17 protein-coding genes, 1 tRNA gene and 2 pseudogenes are annotated in these 23,788 nt (G+C 67.3%); 8 read left to right on the plus strand and 12 right to left on the minus strand.

Annotated features, from left to right (window positions below):
- Positions 1-9 precede the first annotated feature (9 nt).
- From AWC19_RS26375 to AWC19_RS26395, 5 genes are all read right to left on the minus strand, one after another.
- Positions 10-702 carry a DUF8010 domain-containing protein gene (locus tag AWC19_RS26375; protein WP_085081033.1) on the minus strand — a complete coding sequence of 231 codons (693 nt, stop codon included), beginning with the start codon at positions 700-702 and terminating at the stop codon, positions 10-12.
- Positions 687-1,103: an acyl-CoA thioesterase gene (locus tag AWC19_RS26380; protein WP_085081034.1), complete on the minus strand. Its 417-nt coding sequence runs from the start codon at positions 1,101-1,103 to the stop codon at positions 687-689. Before AWC19_RS26380 ends, AWC19_RS26375 begins: the two co-directional genes overlap by 16 nt.
- On the minus strand, positions 1,100-5,950 hold the full coding sequence (locus tag AWC19_RS26385; RefSeq protein WP_085081035.1) for an NAD-glutamate dehydrogenase: 4,851 nt from the start codon (positions 5,948-5,950) through the stop codon (positions 1,100-1,102). The genes AWC19_RS26380 and AWC19_RS26385 overlap by 4 nt, the downstream gene beginning before the upstream one ends.
- 96 nt (positions 5,951-6,046) lie before the next feature.
- A complete protein-coding gene (ettA, locus tag AWC19_RS26390; RefSeq protein WP_085081036.1) occupies positions 6,047-7,723 on the minus strand; it encodes an energy-dependent translational throttle protein EttA in 1,677 nt (558 codons plus the stop codon).
- A 77-nt stretch (positions 7,724-7,800) separates the two neighbouring features.
- On the minus strand, positions 7,801-8,283 hold the full coding sequence (locus tag AWC19_RS26395; protein WP_085081037.1) for a single-stranded DNA-binding protein: 483 nt from the start codon (positions 8,281-8,283) through the stop codon (positions 7,801-7,803).
- Between the two features lie 159 nt (positions 8,284-8,442).
- Between AWC19_RS26395 and AWC19_RS26400 the strand changes: the two are divergent.
- Positions 8,443-8,595 (plus strand): annotated as a pseudogene (locus AWC19_RS26400) (Txe/YoeB family addiction module toxin); the annotation flags it as partial.
- A 28-nt stretch (positions 8,596-8,623) separates the two neighbouring features.
- Positions 8,624-9,343 carry a hypothetical protein gene (locus tag AWC19_RS26405; RefSeq protein WP_085081050.1) on the plus strand — a complete coding sequence of 240 codons (720 nt, stop codon included), beginning with the start codon at positions 8,624-8,626 and terminating at the stop codon, positions 9,341-9,343.
- A 5-nt stretch (positions 9,344-9,348) separates the two neighbouring features.
- Here AWC19_RS26405 and AWC19_RS26410 read toward each other — a convergent pair whose 3' ends face one another.
- The 5 genes from AWC19_RS26410 to lipQ all read right to left on the minus strand — a co-directional run bounded on the left by AWC19_RS26410 (position 9,349) and on the right by lipQ (position 18,303).
- Positions 9,349-11,376, minus strand: coding sequence for a bifunctional copper resistance protein CopD/cytochrome c oxidase assembly protein (locus AWC19_RS26410; protein ID WP_085081039.1), 2,028 nt, complete (start codon positions 11,374-11,376; stop codon positions 9,349-9,351).
- Between the two features lie 27 nt (positions 11,377-11,403).
- On the minus strand, positions 11,404-13,764 hold the full coding sequence (locus AWC19_RS26415) for a glycerol-3-phosphate 1-O-acyltransferase (protein WP_085081040.1): 2,361 nt from the start codon (positions 13,762-13,764) through the stop codon (positions 11,404-11,406).
- The gene (locus AWC19_RS26420) at positions 13,761-15,503 is read right to left on the minus strand and encodes an HAD-IB family hydrolase/lysophospholipid acyltransferase family protein (RefSeq protein ID WP_085081041.1); all 1,743 of its coding nucleotides are present in this window, start codon (positions 15,501-15,503) and stop codon (positions 13,761-13,763) included. Before AWC19_RS26420 ends, AWC19_RS26415 begins: the two co-directional genes overlap by 4 nt.
- Positions 15,500-16,969: a WS/DGAT/MGAT family O-acyltransferase gene (locus tag AWC19_RS26425; protein WP_085081042.1), complete on the minus strand. Its 1,470-nt coding sequence runs from the start codon at positions 16,967-16,969 to the stop codon at positions 15,500-15,502. Before AWC19_RS26425 ends, AWC19_RS26420 begins: the two co-directional genes overlap by 4 nt.
- A gap of 86 nt (positions 16,970-17,055) precedes the next feature.
- Positions 17,056-18,303 carry an esterase LipQ gene (gene lipQ, locus AWC19_RS26430; RefSeq protein WP_085081043.1) on the minus strand — a complete coding sequence of 416 codons (1,248 nt, stop codon included), beginning with the start codon at positions 18,301-18,303 and terminating at the stop codon, positions 17,056-17,058.
- A gap of 187 nt (positions 18,304-18,490) precedes the next feature.
- Here lipQ and AWC19_RS26435 point away from each other — a divergent pair.
- The 5 genes from AWC19_RS26435 to AWC19_RS26455 all read left to right on the plus strand — a co-directional run bounded on the left by AWC19_RS26435 (position 18,491) and on the right by AWC19_RS26455 (position 21,035).
- A tRNA-Arg gene (locus tag AWC19_RS26435) sits at positions 18,491-18,564 on the plus strand.
- Positions 18,565-18,907: 343 nt separating this feature from the next.
- A complete protein-coding gene (locus AWC19_RS26445) occupies positions 18,908-19,213 on the plus strand; it encodes a hypothetical protein (protein ID WP_085081044.1) in 306 nt (101 codons plus the stop codon).
- Between the two features lie 97 nt (positions 19,214-19,310).
- Positions 19,311-19,886 (plus strand): hypothetical protein, encoded by a 576-nt coding sequence (locus AWC19_RS30990; protein WP_245849355.1) that lies wholly within the window; start codon positions 19,311-19,313, stop codon positions 19,884-19,886.
- Positions 19,887-19,913: 27 nt separating this feature from the next.
- Positions 19,914-20,387 carry a hypothetical protein gene (locus tag AWC19_RS30995; protein ID WP_245849357.1) on the plus strand — a complete coding sequence of 158 codons (474 nt, stop codon included), beginning with the start codon at positions 19,914-19,916 and terminating at the stop codon, positions 20,385-20,387.
- 405 nt (positions 20,388-20,792) lie between these two features.
- Positions 20,793-21,035 (plus strand): hypothetical protein, encoded by a 243-nt coding sequence (locus tag AWC19_RS26455; RefSeq protein WP_085081045.1) that lies wholly within the window; start codon positions 20,793-20,795, stop codon positions 21,033-21,035.
- 209 nt (positions 21,036-21,244) lie between these two features.
- Here AWC19_RS26455 and AWC19_RS26460 read toward each other — a convergent pair whose 3' ends face one another.
- A complete protein-coding gene (locus tag AWC19_RS26460) occupies positions 21,245-21,988 on the minus strand; it encodes a TIGR02391 family protein (RefSeq protein WP_245849360.1) in 744 nt (247 codons plus the stop codon).
- A 341-nt stretch (positions 21,989-22,329) separates the two neighbouring features.
- Positions 22,330-23,100 (minus strand): hypothetical protein, encoded by a 771-nt coding sequence (locus AWC19_RS26465; protein ID WP_142281431.1) that lies wholly within the window; start codon positions 23,098-23,100, stop codon positions 22,330-22,332.
- 330 nt (positions 23,101-23,430) lie between these two features.
- Between AWC19_RS26465 and AWC19_RS26470 the strand changes: the two are divergent.
- Positions 23,431-23,610, plus strand: a pseudogene (locus AWC19_RS26470) (transposase); the annotation flags it as partial.
- Between the last annotated feature and the right edge of the window lie 178 nt (positions 23,611-23,788).

Consider the following 23,788-nt stretch of genomic DNA (forward strand, 5'->3'; position numbering starts at 1 on the left):
TTCGACCGTTCAGCGCAATACCAGCGCCGGGTGACCGCGGCGCCGGTACACCGAACCGAACCTCGCGTCGACCCGCAGCCAGTTCGGCATAATCCGGACCCGGACCAGCTCGTCGACGCCGACCGGTGACGGCGGCAGGAAACCCATTGCGGTAAGGGCGAATACACAGCGCATCGGGACGCCGACGCTGACCCTGGCCCCGTCGGAGGCTGAACTGACCCGGACGACCTCCTGATCGAGCAGCGAGGCCGGCGGGCCGTGGGCGCTGCCATGGTCCTTGGCCAGCTGGGCGCCGCGCTGCGCCAGGTCGAGCATCACACCGGCGGGCACGTCGTCGAGATGGGTGAAGCCCGATTGCGGCGGCAGCGCCCCGCGCCACGCGGAGTCCATCGCGAAGCCCGGATCGACGTAGCCCGAGGCGTCCATCGCCGGCAGGCCGCGTGCCAGGGCGTCCGCACCCACGGACAGGTCGTCGGGGCGCACCCTGCCGACGACCACCCGGCTGGCCAGCACGTCGAAACCCGTTGCCACCCAAGCACTCAGCAGCCCGGCGGAGCGCGACCGCAATCGGATGACAGCGGTGTCGTCGAGTCGCAGCGCGTGATCGACGAAGGTGGCGAGGTCGTCGCGGTGGGCGGCGTCGCCGAGCCACAGCCCGCGCTCGGCGGCCCCCCCGTTGCCCTCCCCTAGTCCCGTAACCACCGCTGCAGATATTCCCGATGGGTCGGCGAGAGGCGCACCAGCCGCTGCTCCTGGATGTGCACGGCGGCCAACTGCGACTCGGCGATCACCGCGGGTTTGGACTGCGGATCGGCGTTGACCGATCGCACCTCGTAGCCCAGCGTGAAGTCGACGGCCCGCAGCCGCTTGGTCCAGATGGTCACCTGTAGCGGCGAATCGGCCAGCCGCAGTTGATCTTTGTAGGTGACGCGGACGTCGGCGATCAGCAACCCGACGGTGGTGATGTCGGCGCCGAACGGTTCGGACAGGAACGGCACCCGCGCCTCTTCGAGGATCGTGACCATGGTGGCGTGGTTGATGTGCTGATACATGTCGATGTCGGACCAGCGCACCGGCACTGGCGCGACGAATCCCACGCTCAACTCGACGAGCCCCTTCCGCTGGTGCGGGTCATGCGGCGGATCTGCCGTGCCGCCACCGAGAGCGTCGCGAGATCCTTTGCCCCGCTTTCCTGGATCTCGGTCAGCGTGCGGCGCGCGCGCTCCACGCGGGACGCGCTGATGTGTTCCCACTCGGCGATCTTTTCCTCGCCGCTTTCGTCAGGCTCCCCGACGGCCAGCACGTCGAAGCACAGCGAGCGCAGAGAGGCGTAGATGTCGTCACGAATCGCCAAGCGCGCCAACGATTGCCAGCGGTCGGCGCGTGGTAGCTCGGAGATCGCGGTCAGCAGCCCGTCGGTGCCCAGCCGGTCCATCAGGGCGAAATAGGTGTCGGCCACCTCGGCGGGGTCGATCTCGGTGATGTCGGCGATGTCGATGATGTCGAGCAGGCTGAAGCGATACAGGCCGACCGCGACCCGGTAGGCCAAATCCGGTGGCGCGCCCTGCTCGGCGAATTCCGCGGCCTCCTTGTCCACGATGGCCTTGTCGTCGCCGCGCAGCCACTCCGACATTCGCGGCGAGAGGTCTTTGACCTTGGCGGCGAATCGGTTGATCTCGGCGCCGACGGCCAAGGGCTGCGGGCGGTAGTTGAGCAGCCAGCGCCCGGCCCGGTCGACCAGCCGCCGGGTGTCCAGCGTCATCCGGTCCGATAGCGCGACGGGCAGGTTGGCCGCGCGGATGCGCCGCCAGATGTGACCGATGCCGAAGATGGCGTCGGTGGCCACGTAGGTGCGTATGGCGTCGATCGGCCCGACGCCGACGTCCTCGGTAATCCGGAAGGCGTAGCTGATGCCCGCGGCGTCGACCAGATCGTTGACCAGCATCGTGGTGACGATCTCGCGGCGCAGCTGGTGCGCGCGGATCTCCGGGGTGAACCGTTCGCGCAGCGGCGTCGGAAAGTATTGCGGCAGCCGGGATGCGAAGACGTCCTGCTCGGGCAGCTCGGTGGTCAGCATGTCCTCTTTGAGCGCGAGCTTGACGTGTGCCATCAGGGTGCACAGCTCCGGGGAGGTGAGCCCGATGCCGGCCTCGATGCGCCGGTGAATCTCCTTCTCCGACGGCAGCGCCTCCAGCTCGCGGTTGAGCCCGCGCCCTTCCAGGTACTTGATCTGCATCGCGTGCACCGGCAGCAGGCTGGCGGCGTTGGCGCGGCTGGTACCGATCAGGTCGTTCTGCTCCTCGTTGTCGGTGAGCACCAGTTGGGCGACCTCGTCGGTCATCGACTCCAGCAGCTCTTTGCGCTCGTCGGCTTTGACCTTGCCGGCGGTGACCAGCGAGTCGATCAAAATCTTGATGTTGACTTCGTGGTCGGAGCAGTCCACGCCTGCGGAGTTGTCCATCGCGTCGGTGTTGATCCGCCCGCCCGCGAGGTCGAACTCGACGCGGCCCAGCGCGGTCACCCCGAGGTTGCCGCCTTCGCCGATCACCTTGGCGCGCACCTGGTTTGCGTTGACCCGCACCGGGTCGTTGGCCCGGTCGCCGACGTCGGCGTCGGACTCGGATTCGGCCTTGATGTAGGTGCCGATGCCGCCGTTGAACAGCAGGTCGACGGGGGCCTGCAGGATCGCCTTGATCAGGTCCGGCGGGGCCATCTCGTCGGCGTCGCCGTCGATGCCGAGGGCGTGGCGGACCTGCGGGGTGATCGGGATGGCCTTGTGTTGGCGGCTGTACACCCCGCCGCCCTCGCTGATCAGCGACTTGTCGTAGTCGTCCCAGCTCGATCGGGGCAGGTCGAACATGCGCCGGCGCTCCTCCCACGAGGTGGCGGCGTCGGGGTCGGGGTCCAAAAAGATGTGCCGGTGGTCGAACGCGGCGATCAGCCGGATGTGCTTGCTCAGCAGCATCCCGTTGCCGAACACGTCGCCGCTCATGTCGCCGATGCCGACGACGGTGAAGTCCTCGGACTGGGTGTCGACGCCCATCTCGCGGAAGTGGCGCTTGACGGCCTCCCACGCGCCCTTGGCGGTGATGCCCATGGCCTTGTGGTCGTAGCCCACCGATCCCCCGGACGCGAACGCGTCACCCAGCCAAAACCCGTAGGACTTGGCGACGTCGTTGGCGATGTCGGAGAAGGTGGCGGTGCCTTTGTCGGCGGCCACCACCAAATAGGCGTCGTCGCCGTCGCGGCGTATCACCTCCGGCGGCGGGCTGACCTTCTTGGTGGCATGGTCGACGTTGTCGGTGACGTCGAGCAGCCCCGAGATGAACAGCTGATAGCAGGCGACGCCCTCGGCGCGGCTGGCGTCGCGGTCGGCGGCGGCCTCGCCCGACGGCAGCGGCGGCCGTTTGACGACGAATCCCCCTTTGGCGCCGACGGGCACGATGACGGCGTTCTTCACCGCTTGCGCCTTGACCAAACCGAGGATTTCGGTGCGGAAGTCGTCGCGGCGGTCGGACCAGCGCAGGCCGCCGCGGGCGACCGGGCCGAAGCGCAGGTGCACGCCTTCGACCCGGGGCGAGTACACGAAGATCTCGAACTTGGGGCGCGGCAGCGGAAGCTCGTCGATCAGCTGGGCGTCCAACTTGAGCGCGAGTACGTCGCGGGCCCGGGCCGAACCCGGCCGCGTCACAAAGTAGTTGGTGCGCAGGGTCGCCTGGACCAGCGACGCGAACGCGCGCAGGATGCGGTCGGTGTCCAGGCTCACCAAAGCGTCGATGTCCGCGGCGACCGCGGCGGCGGCCGCTTGGGCGTCGCGGCTGGTCTGCGAGCCCGTGGAAAAAGACGCCCGCGGATCGAACAGCGCCTCGAACAGCGTGACCAGCGAGCGCACCGTGGAGGGGTGCTCGTTGAGCACCGATTCGATGTGCGACTGGCTGTACGGAAAGCCGGCCTGGCGTAGGTATTTCGCGTACGCGCGCAACAGCACCACCTGCTGCCAGGTCAGCTGCGCCCGCAGCACCAGCTCGTTGAACCGGTCGATTTCGACGCGGCCCTGCCAGATCGCGGTGACCGCGTCGGCGAAACGCTCTGCGGTGGAATCGGTTTCGGTCGTCGGCGAGAGCCGGATCGTCGGGTGGGGTTGGATCTTGAACTGGTAGATCCACACCGGCATGCCGTCCGCGCGGGTGACGTTGAACGGTCGCTCCTCGAGCACCACGACGCCCATGCTTTGCAGCATCGGCAGCAGCTGGCTCAACGACGCGGTGTGCCCGCCCAGAAACCAGGTCAGCTGGGCGGCGCCCTCGTCGCCGCGGGCCGAGAACACCAGCTTCACCGAATCATCGGACAGCGCTTTGATGATCGCGATGTGCTCGATGGCGTCGGTGGGCGTGACGGCCTGCTTGTACACCTCGGAAAAGGCGGTGGCGTAGTGCTCGGCGTCGGCGCGGTTGACGGTGCCGTCGGCGAGGTTGGCCGTCGCGGCGATTAGGCGGTCACCCCAGGTCCGCGCGGCCTCGCTCAGCAACCCCTGGATCCGGACCCGGTTGGCTTCCGAGACGTCGACCGGCGCGGCGCCTTCCTCTTTTTGGGGCAGCCGGACCATGAAATGCATAAGCGCCCAAGGCGATTCGCTGACACGTGCGGTGAACTCCAGGCGCGTGCCGCCGAATTCGCGGACCAGGATGTCCTCGATCTGCAGCCGCACCGCCGTGGTGTAGCGGTCGCGCGGCAGATACACCAGGCACGACACGAAGTACTGCAGCCGGTCGGCGCGCAAAAACAACAGCGCGCGTTGTTGGGACCCCAGGTCCAGCACCGCTTTAGCCATCGCCAAAAGCCGCTCGGCGCTCAGGGTGAACAGCTCCGAGCGCGGCACGGTCTGGATGACGTCGAGCAGCAGCTGGCCGGGGTGGATGGGGTCGCCATCGGCCATCGCGAGCGCCTCGCGGACGCGCCGCGAGATCATCGGGATCTCCAGGACGTCGGCGTTCATGGCGGCGACGGTGAAGAGCCCGACGAAGCGGTGTTCGATGACCTCGCTGCCGACGTATTCGCGCACCGCGATCGCGTAGGGGTAGGCGCCGTAGCGCAGATAGCTGCCGACCACCGACTGGGCCAGGACCAGCAGGTGGTCGTCGTCGGTCAGCCGGGGCCGGGAGCCGGTGCGGCTGCGTAGCACGCCGAGACCCGTTGCGCCGGCGGGCGATACGAGTCCGTCGTGCACCCGGCACCGCTGATAGCCGAGCAGCAGGAAGTTTCCGTTACCCAGCCAGCGCAGCAGCTCGGCGACGTCCTGGCGGTCGGGTGCCGAAAAGTGACCGTCGGCGTTGGTATCGACGGCCGCGGCCAGCTCGCTCAGGGTGGTGATCAGCGTCGCGGCGTCGGTGGCGACCTGTTCGACGTCGCTGAGGACCTTGGGCAGCAGCTGCTCGACCTCGGCGAGGACCTTGCTGTCGACCGAGGGCGACAGCGGGACGTAGATCCAGGCCTCGCCGTCGTATTGCGAGCTGCCTGGGGCTTTGGGTTCGACGCTGAGCAGGTCGCCGGTGGGGCTGCGGTGCACGTCGAACACCGGGGTCATGATCCCGGCGTAGGCGACGCCGAGCCGGTGCAGCAGCACGGTGACGGAATCCAACAGCATGCTGCCGTGATGGGTGACCACCTGCAGCGAGGGCCCGAACCCTTCGGGGTCGTCGGCCGGGTGGACGCACACGCAGCTTCCGGACTCGGGTCGGCACTCGCCGAGGCGATAGTGCGCGCGCAGCATGGCCGGGGTGACCAAGGCGGCCGGGTCGACGCGCGCGGCTTCCGCGGCTCCCGGCTCGTCGCCGCGGGGGCCGCGATAGCTCTCGATGTAGGCGTTGGCGATCCAGTCCGGGATGTCTTCGTTTTTGGTGAACGTGGTCCAGGGCTTGAAGTCGTGCTTAGCCCCGGGATCGATCGCCATGCCGATTGCTCCCAACTCGCGACGGACGCGTGTGCCGTGTGCCGCCCCCGCCCTCGACGGCCGCCCGGGCCGCGTCGTCGCGGGGCAGAGCTGACACTAGTCGCGCGTGAGCTTGCGGTGGGTAACCCGGTGCGGCCTGGCGGCTTCCACCCCGAGCCGTTCCACCTTGTTTTCCTCGTAGGCGCCGAAGTTGCCCTCGAACCAAAACCATTTGGCCTCGTTGTCCTCGTCGCCCTCCCACGCCAGGATGTGTGTGCAGGTGCGGTCGAGGAACCAGCGGTCGTGCGAGATCACCACCGCGCAGCCGGGGAACTTTTCCAGCGCGTTCTCGAGCGAGCTCAGGGTTTCGACGTCCAGGTCGTTGGTCGGCTCGTCGAGCAGGATCAGGTTCCCGCCCTCTTTGAGGGTGAGCGCCAGGTTCAGCCGGTTGCGCTCGCCGCCGGACAACACGCCAGCGGGTTTTTGCTGGTCGGGGCCCTTGAATCCGAACGCCGAGACATACGCCCGCGACGGGATCTCGTTCTGGCCGACTTCGATGTAGTCCAGCCCGTCCGAGACGACTTCCCACACCGTCTTCTTGGGGTCGATGCCGGCGCGACTTTGGTCGACGTAGCTCAGCTTGACGGTCTCCCCCACCTTGACCGTGCCGCTGTCCGGCTGCTCGAGCCCGACGATCGTCTTGAACAGCGTGGTCTTGCCGACGCCGTTGGGGCCGATGACCCCGACGATGCCGTTGCGCGGCAGGGTGAACGAAAGATCCTTGATCAGGGTGCGCCCGCCGAAGCCCTTGTCCAGGTGCTCCACCTCGACGACGACGTTGCCCAGCCGCGGGCCGACCGGGATCTGGATCTCCTCGAAGTCGAGCTTGCGCGACTTCTCCGCCTCGGCGGCCATCTCCTCGTAGCGCTGCAGGCGGGCCTTGCTCTTGGCCTGACGGGCCTTGGCCCCGGACCGGACCCAGGCCAGCTCCTCGGTCAGCCGCTTTTGCAGCTTGGCGTCCTTGCGGCCCTGCACCGCCAGCCGCTCGGCCTTCTTCTCCAGGTAGGTCGAGTAGTTGCCCTCGTACGGGTAGGCGCGGCCGCGGTCGAGCTCGAGGATCCATTCGGCGACGTTGTCCAGGAAGTACCGGTCGTGGGTCACGGCCAGGATCGCCCCGGCGTAACTGGCCAGATGCTGTTCGAGCCACTGCACGCTCTCGGCGTCGAGGTGGTTGGTCGGCTCGTCGAGCAGCAACAGGTCGGGCTTGGACAGCAGCAGCTTGCACAGCGCCACGCGGCGCCGCTCCCCGCCGGACAGGTTGGTGACCGGCTCGTCCGGCGGCGGGCAGCGCAGCGCGTCCATCGCCTGCTCGAGCTGCGAGTCGAGGTCCCACGCGTCGGCGTGGTCGAGCTCCTCTTGCAGCCGGCCCATCTCCTCCATCAGCTCGTCGGAGTAGTCGGTGGCCATCAGCTCGGCGACCTCGTTGAAGCGGTCGAGCTTGACCTTGATGTCGCCCAGGCCCTCCTCGACGTTGCCGCGAACGGTCTTCTCCTCGTTCAGCGGCGGCTCCTGCTGCAGGATGCCGACGGTGGCGTCGTTGGCCAGGAAGGCTTCGCCGTTGTTCGGCTTGTCCAGGCCGGCCATGATCCGCAAGACGCTCGACTTGCCGGCGCCGTTGGGGCCGACGACACCGATCTTGGCGCCCGGGAAGAAGCTCAACGTGACGTCGTCCAGGATCACCTTGTCGCCGTGCGCCTTGCGGACCTTCTTCATCGTGTAGATGAACTCAGCCATGCGCGGTTATGCCTTTCTGATCCGGATTGGTCTCGCGGACCATCCTAGGCAACCGCCGCGCGGCCCCGGCCGGGCCGCTAGGCCGACAGCGGCAGCGGGCCCGTGCCGGCGGACTCGGCGCCGTCACCGGCCTCGGCGTCCTCGCCGGCGGCTTCGGCCGCATCCGCAGCAGGTGAGGTGGCTTCGTCCGCCGTCGGACCGGTGTAGCCCGGCCGCTCGATGCGCACGATCGCGCGGGACACGTCGGGTCCGACGGAAGTGGCACGCATCTCCAGCGACGAGCGTCGGTTGCCGTCGCGGTCTTCGTACTCGCTCGTGTAGACGTGGCCCACCACGATCACCGGTGCGCCCTTGCCCAGCGCGGCGCCCACGCCGGTGACCAACCTGCCCCAGCAGTTGACGTTGATGAACAGCGAGTTGCCGGGCTCCCACTCGCCGTCGGCGGTGCGCCGGCGGGAATTGCTGGCGACGCGAAACTTCATGACCTCCTGGGTGCCGACCTGTCGGCGCTCGGGGTTGTTGACGATGTGGCCGACGACCGTCAGCGGTGTCTCGAACATGGGCTGATCCCTTCTCGGTTGCATTTCTCTCTTGGCGCGGCGACCGCGTCACCCGCCCTATCCGGCCTTCATTCAGCTCGGCACCACCGACGAGTCCCCCTCGACGCGCCGTCCCACCCGCCGCCCTTGTGGAGAAAACCGTGACTGTGGATAACTCGCCGAGTGCCTCAGGGGAGCATCGGTAAGCCGGAGCCGTTGACATACGGGCTGGTCGGCGCCTGGTCTCGGCGGATCACCCCGGAGCATCGGCTCGTCTACCGCGTGGTCGGCGATGGCATGCAAATCTTCCAAGCCCGTTACCACTACACCTGATCGCGACGCGCACCCTACGGTGGACGGCGTGGTGTCGGTCGGTGCGCTCGAGGTCGTCGACGATCTGAGCCCGGCGCGTTGGCTGACCGAGAGCATCCGTAGCTTTGCCCTCGACGTGGGGTCGCTCGTTCCGGCCGTCTTCGCCGCCTACGCCCGGGTGTTTCACCCCGCCCGCGACGGCGGGCTACCCGTGCGCTGGGCGCAGATCGCCCGCACCAACCGCAGGACCGTGCACCCGGAGATGCAGTTCACGCGGTTGATCGGCTACCGGTCGCGGTATTGCCCCGGGTACCCCGCCAACCAACCCGGCGTCTTCGACGAGGCGCCGGAGGTCGGGACGCTACCCGCCGATGTCGCCGCGTCGCTGGCGCGCGCCCTGGCCGGGCACACCGCGACCGCCCAGCGCTGCTGGTTCGCCGTGTGGTACGGGCACGGGGACCTCGACGAGGCGTTTCATGGCCGCCCGACGTTCCGGCTACCGCAGCGCAGCTACCACCTGGCGCGCGGTCCGGTCACCGCGGCGGCCCAGTCGGTGGGAACCGGTCCTTTTTCGCACCGCTCGTGCAACTTGTGGTGGCCCGACGACCGCGCGTGGTGCGTGGCCACCGACATCGACCTCGACAGCACCTATCTCGGCGGCTCCCAAGCCTGCATCGAGGAGATGCTCGCGGCCTCCGACTTGGAAGCGATGCCGATCGCCCCCGCCGCGGGGGTCACCGCCGACAGCGACGCCCTGAACCCCGCCTGAGATGGTCAGCGCGGCTGCGCGCTCCCGGGCTTCTCGCGTCGCGCCAGTTCGGCCAGCATCGCGTTGTAGGCCACCAGGTCGGCGTCGTCGTCGCGGTCGGCCGCGCGGTCCAGCCGCTTGGCGGTGCGCCGGTCGCTGCGCGCCCACTGGATCAGCAGCGCGAGCATCACGATCACCAGTGGCACCTCCCCGGCCGCCCAGGCGATCCCGCCGCCCAAGTGCTGATCCCCCAGCAGATCGGTGTGCCAGCTCAGCCCGAGCGAGCCGTAGTAGTCGGCGCCGAGGACTCTTCGCCAGCCCATCAGGACCACGCCGAAGAAGGCGTGCAGCGGCAGCGAGGCGAACACCACGCCCACCTTGGCCAGCGGCGGGATCGGCCGTGGCGTCGGGTCGACCCCGATCACGACCCAATAGAAGAGGTAGCCGCTGAGCAAGAAGTGCACGTTCATCGCCACGTGCCCGGCATGGCTGCTCACGGCGGTGTCGAAAAGGCTTGACAGGTAGAGCCCGTAGAACCCGGCCACGAACAACAGGGTCGCGACCAGGGGGTTGGTCAGGAACCGCGAGTAGCGGCTGTGCAGGGCCGCGAGCAGCCACTCCCGCATGCCGGGCGGGTCGCCGCGGCCGGCAGCGGGCAGCGCCCGCAGCGCCAGGCTGACCGGCGCACCCAGCACCAGCAGGATCGGCACCAGCATCGACAACCCCATGTGGGCCACCATGTGCATGCTGAACATCGCCGGCATGTAGCGCCCGACGCCCGACGAGGTCACGAAGAGCAGCGCCATACAGCCCAGCAGCCAGGCCGCGACCCGGCCCGGCGGCCAGCTGTCGCCGCGGCGGCGCAGCCGCACCACCGCGGCCACGTACAGCGCGGCGAAAACGATCGCGGCGGTGCCGAAGATCAGGTCGAAGCGCCAGTCGAACAGGATGCGCGCGGCGGTGGGCGGCCCGTCGAAGTCGTAGCCGATCTCGGCTTCGGCGATGGACGGGAGCCTGCTTGGGGGCGGTGGCGGCGGGGTTCGGCCGAGGCCGACCGCGACGCCGAACGTCAAGCCGAACACCGCGGCCTCGATGAGCGCCAGCCTGATCAGCGCCCTGCGCGCCCTCGTCGGGACCGAATCCGATTGCAGCGCAAGCACTGTCGAGCGCCGCTGGCGCCAGCCCAGCACGCCCAGCGCGCACAGCGCGACAAACTTGGCGACCACCAGCCGCCCGTAGCTCGTGGTCAGCAGGTCCGACGGCAGCACCCGCACCAGGGCGTTGACCGAGCCGCTGAGCGCCATCGCGACCCAGCACCACAGCGCCAGCAGCGAGAAGCGCCGCGTCGCGAGGCCGGTGTGGTCGCCGTGACGCAGCGCGTGGGCGAACAGCGCGAGCAGGCCGCCGGCCCACAGGCTGGCGGCCACCAGGTGGATCAGTAGGCTGTTGGTGGCCAGGTCGTGGGAACCGCCGGCCGACGAATGACCCGTCAGCGCGAGCGGGATCAAGGTCAGCAACGCCCCGGCCAGCAGCAGCGGCGTCCAGGACCAGCGCAGCACCGCCAGGCTCGCCACGGTGACGACCGCGGCCAGGATCGCGGTCCAGCACCACGCCGACGCGGTGTTGATCAGGCCCGCCAACGACCAGATTGCACCCGGGTCGAGGTCGGCCACCGGATGACCGGAGACGTCGGAGATGGTCAGCGGCACCAGCAGGGCCGCGCACACCGCCCACACCCCCGACGCCACGGTCCCCAGCCGAAGCGCGCGGTACCCGCCGGCGTCGAGGACGCCGCTGGGTAGCGGCGGCACCAGGAACGCCGCGAACAGGAACGACCCGACGGCCAGGACCGCGGCGATCTCCCCGGCCGCCCGCACGAAGGGCAGCCCCAGCGTGGTCGCCGGGCCCGGGTCCGGCAAGCCGGTGGCGGTCAGCGCGCCCGCCAGCGACAGCGCCCCGATCCCGGCGGCCGTGCAGCCCGCCAATACCGCCACCCCGACCAGCGGCGCCCACACCGGCGCGCGCGGCCTGGCTTGGGGTTGGGCCACCGTCATGCACCCAGCGTATTGGGCGCGCCGCGGCTACCGGATTTGGCTGTGCAGCCGCTCGCGGCGGGCCTCGACCTCGCGGGCGATGAACTGCTCGCGCGCGATCCGCTCGACGTGGTCGAAATCGTGCAAAATGTCGCGCAACTCTCGGCGGAAGGCGACCCGCCGCTGGGCCAGGTCGGGGCCGGGCCCGATCAGGTCCTGGTCGTCCGCGACCTGCCGCGCCGTGGCGAACAGCAGCGTCGACACCGATTCGCTGCTGCGCACCCGCGTCTGCGCCACGTATTGCCGCCCCACCCCGAGCGCCAGCTCGGTCAGTTCCTTGGATCCCACGCCGGCCGGCGCGTCACGCAACACGTCGGCGACGATCCCGTACGCCTCGAAGAACACCCGCAGCATCGCATGACACATCAACGGGCGCTTGGCGAACAGCATCGCGTCGATCTCGTCGCCGCCGGCGCTGACGTGCGCCTCCCAGTTGTCGTGCCAGCCCATCTCTTCGGCGATGTTGTTTCTGAACGTCGCCGAGTCGGCGAAGTAGAAGTCGAACTTCAGCAGGTCGCGCAGCCGCATCGCCTGGGTCCAGAACGCCTCGACGCGGTTGCCCTCGGCGCGCCGCGCGCAGGCCAGCGCGAGCTCGACGATCGAGGTCTCCAGGAACGCATGGATCAACGAGTTGCGGTAGAAGGCCGCGGCGTGCTCGTGCTCAGGAGCGATGCGCCACACCGGCTCCCGGCCGCCGTCGACGCGGGTGATCGGGTGCCCGTTGGACAACGCGTCGACCGCCGCGCGCACCCCGTCGCGGGTGCGCAACCGCAGCGCGCTCGCCGACATCGGGGTTTGCTTGCGTTGCAGATAGTCCAGGGAGTCCTGCAGGGTGTGGTGCAGCTGACCGAGCGTCAACGCCGCGCCGCGGGTGGTCAGCAGCAACGCGCACACCAGACCGGTCGCCGTCACCGGGGTGGCCCGCAAGATCCGCCACGCGACCTCGAACGACATCTTTTGCAGCGCAAGCCTTTTGGCGTCCTGATCGTGGGCCAGCGGGCCGTGCGGCGGCCCGAGGTACTGGCGCATCGAGACGGCCTCGGGGAACCGGACATAGATCTTGCCGTAGTTGCGCTCGCCCTGCGCCTTGATGAAGTTGTAGAGCCAGACGACACCCTCCGGCGTCTTCTCGCCGCCGCGCGCGTACGCGGCGTACTCGGCGGTCTCGTGCAGCTGGTCGAAGCCGATCGAAACCGGTTGCAACAGAATGTCTTGGCTGCGGCCGTCCAGGTAAGCGTCGGCCACATAGGACAGCAGCCCCAGCTTGGGCGGCAGCATCTTGCCGGTGCGGGAGCGGGTCCCCTCGATGGACCAGCTCAGGTTGAACCGCTTTTCGACGATGTAGCCGACGAACTCGCGCAGCACGTATTTGTAGAGCGGGTCTTCGCCGATGTTGCGGCGGATGAAGATGACGCCCGAGCGGCGCAGCAGCGGCCCCATCACCCCGAACGACAGGTTGATGCCGGCGAACACGTGCACCGGCGGCAGCCGGTTCTCCTGCATCGCCACCGGCACGACGGCGCCGTCGATGTAGGACCGGTGCGAAAACAGCAGCACCGCCGGGTGGTTGTCGAGCGCGGTGCGCATCGCCGCGACCTGATACTCGTCGTAGTCGATGTCCGGATCGAAGCCGCGGCTCAGGGCCCGGCCCAAGACGCCCACCAGGTCGACGGAGACCCGGCTCCAGCCGGTGGCCAGTTCGTCGAGCATTTTGCCGGCTTCCTCGACGGTGGCACCCGGGATTCGTTTCAGGCCGGCGCGAAACCGCGCGGACGCCAAGATCTCCGGTTTCACCAGCCGCGGAGATTTGTACTGCGGCCCCAGGATTCGGTATTCGGCGCGTTCCAACGCCAAGATGGCGCGGCGGGTGACGAATTGGGCGAAGTCGTGCTCGCCTTGCCCGACGGTGGTCTCGCGCCATTGCTGGCGCAGCTCGGCGATCTTGGCCGGCTCGCCGGCCACCACCCGCGCGCGTTGCGGATCGCTGCGCACGATCTGACGTTGCTGGCGCGGGCTGGGGTGATAGGGGTCGCGGCCGGGCAGCAGGCCGGCCAGCTTGGCGGCCCTGCCGCGGTCGGCCGGCGGCAGCCAGAACACCCGCACCGGCACGATCGAACGGTCCTCGCCGACTTCGGATTCGAGCCGCTCGACCAGCGCGCTGAGCGCCGTAGGCGGCGCATCGCGCTCCGGCAGGGCCAGCACCTCGAAGTTCGCCTCGGCGTCGGCGGTTCGCTTCTGGTCCAACCAGGCCATGACCAGATCCCGCTCCACCGGCGAGGCCATCGACGCCAACACCAGCGAATCCTGCGCGGTGAGCGCCGCGCTGGGATCGGCGGCCGATTTGGTCACGGCCCCCCTCGGGGCGACGAGGTCGGCGATTCGACGCCCGTGGCCTTCTGGGCGTTAGGCCCTTGTGCCGCACCGTCTTTGGGTGTGACCTTGGAGTGGTGCTTGGTGGCCTTGGCTGGCTTTTTGGCCGCGGTCTTCTTGGCGCCGGCCTTCTTCGCCGTGGCCTTCTTGGGGGCCGCCTTCTTTGCCGGCGCTTTTGCGGGCCGGGCCTTGGCCTTCCTGTCCGCCTTCTTCTCGGCGTAGAGCCCGACGTCGGGCAGTTGGTCGACCGGCCAATTGGCCAGCGTGTCCAGGTACAGCTGGCGCACCTCGGCGATGTGGTCGGGCAGCGTCTCGAGCGTCCAGTCGTCCACCGAAATCGGCGGGAACACCGCGACGTCGACGGTGCCGGGATTGACCACCGTGGAGTTTCTGGCGGCGACGATCTCGGCGTTGCGGATCACGATCGGGACGATCGGGATCCCGACCGCCATGGCGATGCGAAACGGCCCCTTCTTGAACGGCCCCACCTCGGTGGTGTCGACGCGGGTGCCTTCGGGCGCGATGACGATCGACAGGCCCCGCTTGGCGCGCTCTTCGACCTCGTGCATCGTCTCGACGGCGGCGACCGGATCGTCCCGGTCGATGAACACGCCGTCGAGCAACTTGCCGAGCGTGCCCATGATCGGGTCCTTTTCGAGTTCCTTCTTGCCCACGCCAATCCAGTTGTCGCGCACCAGCGCTCCCGCGATGACGGGGTCGACCTGGTTGCGGTGGTTGAAGATGAACACCGCGGGTCGCTGCGCGGTCAGGTTCTCTTCGCCGATGACGTTCAGGCGCACCCCGGCGATCGCCAGCGACAACTGGGAGAAGGTCGAGGTGAAGAAGTTGACGCCGCGGCGCCGGTTGCGGGTCAGCACGCCGATGCCCACCGCGCCTGCGGCGACGGGAAACATCGAGCCGAAGCCGGCGAGCGTCCGCAACTGCCGCCGGATGCCCACCCGGCCGCGGCTCTCGAATCGCAGAATCGGCCACCCGCGGCGCTTGGCCACCGCGGCCATCTTGCCCTCGGGATTCGTCGGGCGCGGGTTGCCGACCAAGTACATCAACGCGACGTCCTCGTCGCCGTCGGCGTAGAAGTAGCTGTCCTTGAGGTCGATGCCGTTCTCGGCCGCAAACCGTTGCACCGCAGCGGCTTTGCCCGGCCCCCACAGGATCGGCTTCTGCACGCCCCCGGTGAGGATGCCGTCCTCGTTGACCTCGAACTTGTTGGTGAGCATGTTGGTGATCCCGAGGAAGCGCGCGACCGGGTTGACCTGGATGGTCAGCGCCGACGAGCTGAGCACCACGGTGTGGCCGCGCGCCACGTGGGCCCGCACCAGCTCGCGCATTTCGGGGTAGATCCGCGACTCGATGCGCTGGACGAACAGCCGCTCGCCGATCTCCTCGAGGTCGTCGAGCAGCCGCCCGGCCAGGGCGGTGGCCGCCTTGCCGATGAGGTCTTCGAACTCGATGCGCCCCAACGTGTGGCTGAGGCCGGCCTGCACCATGCTGAGCAGCTCGCCGACGCCCATGTCGCGGCGCAGCAGCCGCTCCTGGGTCAGGATGACCGCCGTGAAACCAGCGACGAGTGTTCCGTCCAGGTCGAAGAACGCGCCGACCTTGGGACCCGGCGGGCTCGCCATGATCTCGGCGACCGACCCGGGCAGCCGCATGTCCTCCCCCGGCTTGGGGGTCTCCTGTTCTTGCGGCGGGCTCATGAGCCCGTTACCGTCCGCGCCGAGGTGGCCGGCTCGGTGAACGAGGCCGGCACCGCGTGGGGTGCGGGGTCACCGGCCAGCGCCAGGATCTCGTCGAAACCCTCCAGCAGGCACTGGGCGAACAACGCCTCGTTGCGCACCGAGGCCCGATCGTAGCGGACCGTGATCGTGCACCAGCCACCGCGGGAAATCAGCACCACCATCATCGCCACCCCCGGCAGCGGCCCAATCCCATACTGCCGCAACACCTTTGCCCCGGCGATGTAGGTGTCTCCCGGATACACCGGCACGTTGCTGGCCTGCACGTCTGAACCGATCACCGATCCGGTCAGGCCCTCGAGCACCGGCGTGGGCAGCACGCTCAGCAGCGGGGCGATGGACCCGACGATGTTCATCGCGGGCTCGTCGCGGCGCTGGGTCATCTGCGCGCGGATCTTCTTCATCCGGGCGACCGGGTCGGCGGTGCCCAGCGGCGCCGCCAGGTTGACGCCGGTGAACCGGTTGCCGCCGGCCGTGTCGGCCTCGGCCCGCAGGTTGACCGGCACCGCCATCGGCAGCGTGCTGATCGGCACGCCCAGGGCCAGGTGGTAGCGCCGCAGCGCGCCCGACAGGCCGGCAAGGTAGGCGTCGTTGATCGATCCGCCGCCGGCCTTGGCCGCCCGGTGCAGATCCGAGAGCGGGATGTCGATCGCCTCGGTGCGGCTGGCCAGGCTGCGTCGTCGCAGCAGCGGCGACGGCTCGGCGGCCCGGTTCATCACCCGCATGCCCGACATGACGTAGCCCACCGCTCCCCCGACCGTGGACACCGGGTCGAGCACCGCCTTGCCGGCGGCCGACACCGCCCCGGCCACCGCGCCCACCACTCCGTTGACGAGCGCGAACGGCAGCCGGCTGAGGCCCTGGAGCATCAGGTCGTTGGGCGTGAGATCCTGCGGAACGGGTTGCGGCGGCGTCGGTTTGGGTGGCGGGTCGCGTTCGAGGTCATAGATTTCGGCGAACATCTCCACCCCGCCGACACCGTCGGTGACGGCGTGGCTGACGTGCAGCAGCGTCGCAGCCTTGCCGTCGTCCAGGCCCTCGACCAGCGTGGCCGTCCACAGCGGGCGCGAGATGTCCATCGGCGACTGCAGCATCACCTCGGCGAGGTCGAACACCTCGCGCAGCGTGCCGGACCCCGAGACGCGGACCCGCCGCACGTGGAAGTCGAGGTTGAAGTCGGGATCGACCACCCACCGGGGGGCGGCCGTCGGCAACGTCGGCACCACGACCTTTTGCCGCAGGCGCCGCACGCGCCGGGACGCGTTTTCGAATCTGCTGCGAAAGCGCTCCCAGTCCGGCGTGGTGTCGAGCAGTTCCAGCGCCATGATGCCCGAGCGGGTGCGGGGGTTGGCCTCGCCGCGATGCATCAGGTAGTCGACCGGTCCGAGCTCGTCGGACAACTTCACGGCCCCGTCGGAGTCAGCCATGATCCCGGTCTCGACGCGTCAACCCTGTCACCGCAACAACGCTAGTCGGGTTGCCGCGCCGGTGAAAGGCGCGGTCCGGATGGCGCTCAGCTGGCCGAAGATGCCGACCGCGGCAACGAATCCGCCACCGAATCGAAGCGCCGCCCGTAGATGACGCCCAAGAAGTTGGCGACGGCGTCGGCGGCCAACCGGGACCGGACCGTCGGGGTGATGTCGAAGGCGTGGTGGGCGTTGGCGAGTTCGGCGTAGCCCACCGTGGCGGCCCCGGCCGCGCGCAGCGCCGCGCAAAACGCCCGCGCCTGCCCGGCGGGAACCAGTTCGTCCTTGGCGCCGTGCAGCACGAAGAACGGCGGCGCCCCGCGGTGCGCGTACGAGATCGGCGACGCCGCCCGGAACCGCTCCGGGTCGTCGGCGTAGCGGGCCTTCAACACGAAGTGCTCGAGGAACGGCAGCATCAGCTCGTGCATGTTCGCAGCGTCGGTGAAGTCGTAGACGCCGTAGTACGGCGCGACGGCCTGCACGGAGGTGTCCGCGTCCTCGAAACCGGGCTGGAACCTGGGGTCGTTGGGGGTGAGCGCGGCCAGCGAGGCCAGGTGTCCGCCCGCCGACCCGCCGGTGATCGCGACGAAGTCGGGGTCGCCGCCGTAGTCGGCGATGTTTTCGCGGACCCAGGCGATGGCCCTTTTTACGTCGATGAGGTGGGTGGGGAAGCTGCAGCGCGGGCTCTTGCTGTAGTTGATCGACACGCAGATCCAGCCAAGTTCGGCCATCCGGCTCATCAGCGTGTAGGCCTGCACCCGTTTGTCGCCGATGGCCCACGCCCCGCCGGGGACCTGGATCAACACCGGCGCCCGATGCCCAGGGGCCAGGTCGTGGCGGCGCCAGATGTCGAGCAGGTGCGCGGTGCCGCCCGGGCCGTAGGGGATGTCGGAGGTTTGCGCGGCGTAGCGGCGGTGCGGCCCGGGCCGGTTCAGCAGCCCGCTGCGCGGCGCGCAGCCCGACGCGGCGCAGGCCGGGTGGCGCACCAGGTCTTGGAAGTCGGGTCCGAAGCATTCGGTGAGCGCGGCGGTGAGGGCCCGGTCGGCCTTCTGTGCGGCCCAGCTGGCGCCGACGCGGCCGATGGACGGCGGCGACACCCGCGACAGCGCGTGTCCGGTCAGCACGTGGGGCGGGAATTCGGTGGTCAGCCAGCCGGCGAACCAGCCGACCGCGAACGGCGAGCCGCGCAGCAGCAAGGCGCCGGCTCGGTAGGTGTCTCTGGCGTCGGCCGCCATGCGCAGCGCTTGGGCACCGGCGCGCGAACAGCGCGAAGTCAGGTTCAAGGCCACGCTCATAGCAACGCCACCCCTCGACGTTATGCACACGCTTCGTTGCGGTAAACGGCTGCTTATCAACCGGTGTTGTGCGTGTGTCGAGGCTTCACACCATAACCGATAAGCGCGGTGGCGGAAGGGGTTTCGGGCGCGTCGCGCTCGGCGAGTCGTGCCGGCGTGTCGGGTTCGATAGACTGACCTGCGCATTGCCTCCGTAGCTCAGCTGGATAGAGCAAGGGCCTTCTAATCCCTAGGTCGCACGTTCGAGTCGTGCCGGGGGCACTCTGTATCGGCTGGTAGGCGGCCAGGGGCCGTAGGGTCGCTCTCGCGGCGGTCGTTCACCCGGGCGTTACCCGGGCGGGTGGGCGATTCACCCGGCGCTCGCCGAACGGACCTCAAGCGACACGCCTAACACAAGATGTTGTGTTCCGACGGATTGTCGCACCCAAGGGGTAGTATGCAGAGCGGAAGAAGACATGTTGTAGCTCAGCGGATAGAGCGCCCGCCTGCTAAGCGGGAGGCCGCGGGTTCGAATCCCGCCAACATCTTGAGAAGAGGCACGTCGAGCGCGACACCCGCGCTCCGTGCCTCTTCTGCTGTCGGTGCCCGGTGGGACCATGGAGTCATGACCTTTCGACCGCCGCCGGTGCCCCAGATCGTCCCCATGCAAGTTTGGCTTCGGACGTTCAGGATCACCGCCGGCAACCATTCGGCGACGTGCTTTGTGATTAGCCGCCACGACCGGCAGTGGCTGATCACGGCTAAGCACTTCATTGACGATGCGCTCCCCGGCGGCGGCACGATGACGGTTCATCAGCACCAAAACAACCTCCAAGAGCAGATTCAGCCCCAACGCGTCCCGTTGACAAATCCGGTGCTGACGTTGCAGTTTTTGCGCTCGGCGACAACAAACTTGTGGACGAACGCATGACGTTGACGCCTGCAGCGGAAGGGATAGCTCTAAGTCAGGGTGTGTTCTTCCTGGGCTACCCGCTCCCCGATAGGGCGGTGTATCGACCCACGGCGACGTGCTCGTCAACCTGACAGCGGATGGTGTTGACCTCAACGAGGTCTGGGCGGAAATCCAAGACGTACTGCAGCTCTACAACACGGAGCGCAAGAGCATCACGGACTTACTCTCGTACAAGACCGTCAACGTAGCCGACACCATCGCGCAGAGTATCAGCAGTGACTCCTTTGAGGAGGCAACTGAATTCGGTGTGCCGCGCGCAATCAGCCCGCCCGCAGATGTCCTCAAACTTGGGTACAATTTCAAAGATTTTGACATATCACTCAGGGCCACTTGGCGTTTTCTTAGAGAAGCCACCGCTGAGCAAATCACTGCCCAAGTTACACGAGTATTTGAGGCAGACAACAAGCTCTGCTGCGGAACGATTTTGCGTCGTTTGCTGGACCCCGCGACAAGTCTCAACGAGTGGGGCCACACATGTTACGGCTTATGGAATGCCGATGGCATGGTGCCCCCGCCCTACCTCGGCAAGACGTTTGCTGGTGACCGCACGCATTACCTCACCACCGGCTCAACAACTCTCGACTCTGGCGACGTTGAAGCCATGATCTACCACGTCTATGAGCAGGGGTAGGGCGTCCACCCCGCTACGCAATTCGTGTTGATCGTCAACCCGGTTGACTTCGACTTGTCGAAAATCGCGTCTTGGAAAGCTGGCGTTGATTACGGCGGGGCGACGGTCCCCAACTATGACTTCATCCCGAGCGCCCTTATGCCTGCGTGGATTTCCAACGAAACCATCCACGGCCCAATACCGAGTGCCGAGTACAACGGCCTTCAGGTCTGGGGCTCCTACGAAAATGCTTTTGTCATGAAGTCCCAGTACATGCCGCTTGGGTATGCGGTAGTGCTGGCTACGGGCGGGCCCAACTCCGACGCCAATCCGGTCGGCTTCCGCGAGCACGTCAATCCCGCCTATCGCGGCCTCAGACACATTCCTGGGCGCGGGCCGTACCCGATCCAGGAGTCATTCTTCGCCAGGGGCTTCGGCGTGGGCACGCGCCATCGGGGCGCGGCGGTGGTCGCCCAGATCACCACGAACGCCCTCTACACCGCCCCAGCCATCGAGACGTAAAGCCGTGGGCCGTCGTTACACTCACAACCCCGAGCCATACCGCGAGGTATCGCCCCCAGGGCAGTCGTTGTGCGGGGCGCAAGACCCGCTTCGGCTACATCGCGACCAAATCGGGGACCAGTCAACAGAGTTCAGTTTCGGCCCAGGGCCGGTCGCGCCGCACCTTAATGACCGGCCGCCGAGCGAGGGTGGTGTCTACCGCGCGCGTGCCCCGCGCATTGATCCGCCTGGACGGCGCAACCCTGAACGTGTCGGCCCGCCCCGGCAGCACCGCCGGCCACGCGAGGAGGCACAGGGCTTCCCCGGCTACACGCTCGGTGGATAAGGCAACAGAGAGGCAACCATGACCAATCAGCCACGAAGCGCACGCGCCATGTCACCAAGAAAGGCCGCACTGGGCCGTTCGTGAAATATGTTGGGACCGCGGATAAGCGCACCATTCAGCCGCATGAGTGGCGCACCCTAGGCATCGAGCTCAAAGACCCCAAAGCGACGCACGTATGGTCGAAAGACAATGGGTTTCTCATCGAGTCCAGCCAGTTCACCGACGCCCAGCTGGACCATCTGCTGATTGACGAGAAGCAGCACGGCACCAACGCGCCCGTCTTCGTTGAGGTTGACAGCGACGGCGTGCAGGTAGCCGGGTAAGACGTGGCCGGGGCGGGTTCTGAGGGGTTGCCGACCAACCTCCCCGCCCCGGCTACCGCCCCAAGAGAAGGGGAATAACACCGATGGCTACCAAGAAGCAAGCAGCCGCGCGGGCGAAGTTCGCCAAGGCCGCCCGCGCTAAGGGCAACACTAAGGTAGGTCGCCGCGCCAAGAGCAGCGCCGGACCAAAGCGCAAGCGCGGCAGGTAGCTACTGCTGCGCGCCCTGTTGACGGATCTCGGCGCGGTCCAGTGCCCGCATCAAAAGACTGGCCGTGGCGAGCATCTCCTTAGCTTCCGGCTCGCTTGTCCGGAGGTTCGGGCCGTGTCCGCGAGGGTTGCGCAATGCTTGCGCCCCGCCCATAAACAGGAATTTGAAACCCTCGCGCTCGTCTGCCTTCTGATTTGCATCTGCGTTGTCGGATGTAACGTCTAGAAGCGGACTCTGCTCGTTGAAGACCGCCGTCATCAATCCCTTTCCGCTGAGTGCAGCTCCACTCGAGTTTTTCGGTTGGCCGGCCAACACTTTCACCCGGTCCTCAACGGCCTTAAAGGCGTCGAAGACCGCATTGTCGTAGTGACCACTTGCGACCTGCGATCCACTGGCAGCAGAGATCAACGGATGCAGCCCAGGCAGGCTGATTGGTGTCGGCTGGCGCATAGCGAGTTTTGCTGATACCACCTCGTACTTCGCGGCCGTGTGGTCTAACCTGCCGCGGCCTCCCCGAAATGGGCTCTGGTGGACTTGCACCTCACATATCCGCATCGTCTTCGTTTTGCCGTTAGGCAGCGTGTCGGTGACCTCGTCGCCGACCTCGACATCGGCGTCAACGCTGAACGTGATGCCGTGCTCAAGCCCTAAGTCTTGGGCCTGGATGTCGAATTCGATGACAGTGCCGTCATCAGCAACGCGGCGCAGCTTCATGGTCTTGGCCTTTGTGCCGTGCGGAAGCATCACGCCCCTTCCATCGTCGGCCCGTCCCGACCGGCGAGTGTACTCACGCGCTGAGGTAGCTACAGGCACACACGCCGATCAGCCCGGCGTCACCCCGGCGACTGGGGGCATATTCGGCCCGTACCGAGCGCGTACTGAGGCCGTACTTCAGCCACTGGGAAACGGCTCATTACCTGCGGGTACGCGGTCGGAAGCCGCTGGTCGTGCGCGTGCCCGGTGAGTAACTTCTAATCCCTAGGTCGCACGTTCGAATCGTGCCGGGGGCACTGACCGAAGCCGCATGTCAGGGTGACATCGCTGGCACGGAGCAGCTTCGCTCAGGTGTTCGAGCACCGCTCTTGTCACCCATTTGTCACCCAAACTGCCCGCTGGCGGCTGGCCAGCAACTTCAGTCGATTTCGACCAACTGCGCACGTCCCGTCTGCAATCCGCACAATGTCTCCGGCCAGCATGTAGGTCCAGACGACACAGGTTTCGGCTTCGGCCTGGGTGATTTTGTCGTGGACTCCCTTGCTTGCGAGGCCATCCAGCGCGTTGAGGCGGGTGTAGAGGTCGCTGACAATTTGCATGACAGTCCGCCGCTGACGTGTGCCTTCGACCTGAGTGCGGACGTATTCGGTGAGGCGATTCTTGTAGCGTTCGTCGGTCATCCCACGCTTTACGCCGTCGATGCCCTCCACGTCTTCACCGGTAGCTGGGTAGAGAGCATCGGCTAGCTCTTTGATGACTCGGCGGCATGAGGTCAAGGCATGCGCGTAGTCCTCACTGGTTCCCGAGCTCAAGCGTTCTTGGGCAGCCACGAACATGTCGAGAGCTTCAGGCGCGTACTTCCTTAAAGCTTCGTTGATATACAGCTGCGCCCGCCGAAAGATGTCGCTGTTTGCTTTGCCCGCAAGTAGGTCCATTTCGACCGAAATCAGGTAGTCGTACACGTCCTGTCGAATCTTGCCGAGAATGCCGCGCCGAGTCTGCAGCACAGGGAGAAGCGCGCTTCTTGTTTTCTCTGCGCGCTCCCTTGCAAAAGCCGCGTCAATCGGCGTAAGGCCAGACGGCGGCTCTGCATCGTCATAGGCGCGCTCCATTGCGGCGACGTTTTCTTCCAGCTGCGACACCGACATACCAATGGCGTTTCCGTCGTCAGTCTGCCTCGTCCGCCAGTAACTTTGGTACTGGCGTTGGCTCTCTTGCCCGGCTTCAATTGCGCCGACGAAGGTTGCTAGCTGTTCCTGCGCCTCAACAAACGCAGTTATCTTGCTTGCCTTCTTCTTGCTTGCAATTGTTCACGTCCCGGGGTGTGGTGTAAATAGCGGCGTGTCGGTGCCGATGTGGAGGGGCCATCGCGTGAGTCTCTGTGGTGAAACGACCAAGAATCACTACCGAGAGGAACATCGCGATGGCCCTGGACCAGTCTGCCTTGCTGGAGGTGCTTGACGCACTACGTCGTCGGCATCTTCCCCGACCGCGACGCACTGATCCGCCTCGTCGGGGCGGTACCGGCCGAACAACACGACGAATGGGCCCAATCGCGGCGCTACCTCGGCCTCGAGGTCCTCAGCAAATCCCGAGCAGACCACAACTCGTCGACCCAACAGGAGGCCACCCCCGCGGCACTAACCGCCTAAACCACCAACTCGAACAATCACACGACGACGACGTACACCACGTCCCTGGACTTGACCCATCGCCGCTCTTGGCTGCTAGATCGATCGTTTGATAGGTGAATCTGGCTGTGACAGCCTGATTTGGCCCCGGGTGGGCGGTCGAAAGTGGCCCCACCTGTGTGGTCGCGGGTGTGCTGTT

Origin of the sequence: Mycobacterium palustre, from assembly GCF_002101785.1 — a bacterium.
GTDB classification, from domain to species: Bacteria; Actinomycetota; Actinomycetes; order Mycobacteriales; family Mycobacteriaceae; genus Mycobacterium; species Mycobacterium palustre.

Bases quoted from the DNA above. Each gene is read 5' to 3' on its own strand.
- AWC19_RS26385 (WP_085081035.1), bottom strand. From the start codon at position 5,950: ATGGCGATCGATCCCGGGGCTAAGCACGACTTCAAGCCCTGGACCACG.
- ettA (WP_085081036.1), bottom strand. From the start codon at position 7,723: ATGGCTGAGTTCATCTACACGATGAAGAAGGTCCGCAAGGCGCACGGC.
- AWC19_RS26395 (WP_085081037.1), bottom strand. From the start codon at position 8,283: ATGTTCGAGACACCGCTGACGGTCGTCGGCCACATCGTCAACAACCCC.
- AWC19_RS26410 (WP_085081039.1), bottom strand. From the start codon at position 11,376: ATGACGGTGGCCCAACCCCAAGCCAGGCCGCGCGCGCCGGTGTGGGCG.
- AWC19_RS26420 (WP_085081041.1), bottom strand. From the start codon at position 15,503: ATGAGCCCGCCGCAAGAACAGGAGACCCCCAAGCCGGGGGAGGACATG.
- AWC19_RS26425 (WP_085081042.1), bottom strand. From the start codon at position 16,969: ATGGCTGACTCCGACGGGGCCGTGAAGTTGTCCGACGAGCTCGGACCG.
- lipQ (WP_085081043.1), bottom strand. From the start codon at position 18,303: ATGAGCGTGGCCTTGAACCTGACTTCGCGCTGTTCGCGCGCCGGTGCC.
- AWC19_RS26445 (WP_085081044.1), top strand. From the start codon at position 18,908: ATGACCTTTCGACCGCCGCCGGTGCCCCAGATCGTCCCCATGCAAGTT.
- AWC19_RS26460 (WP_245849360.1), bottom strand. From the start codon at position 21,988: ATGCTTCCGCACGGCACAAAGGCCAAGACCATGAAGCTGCGCCGCGTT.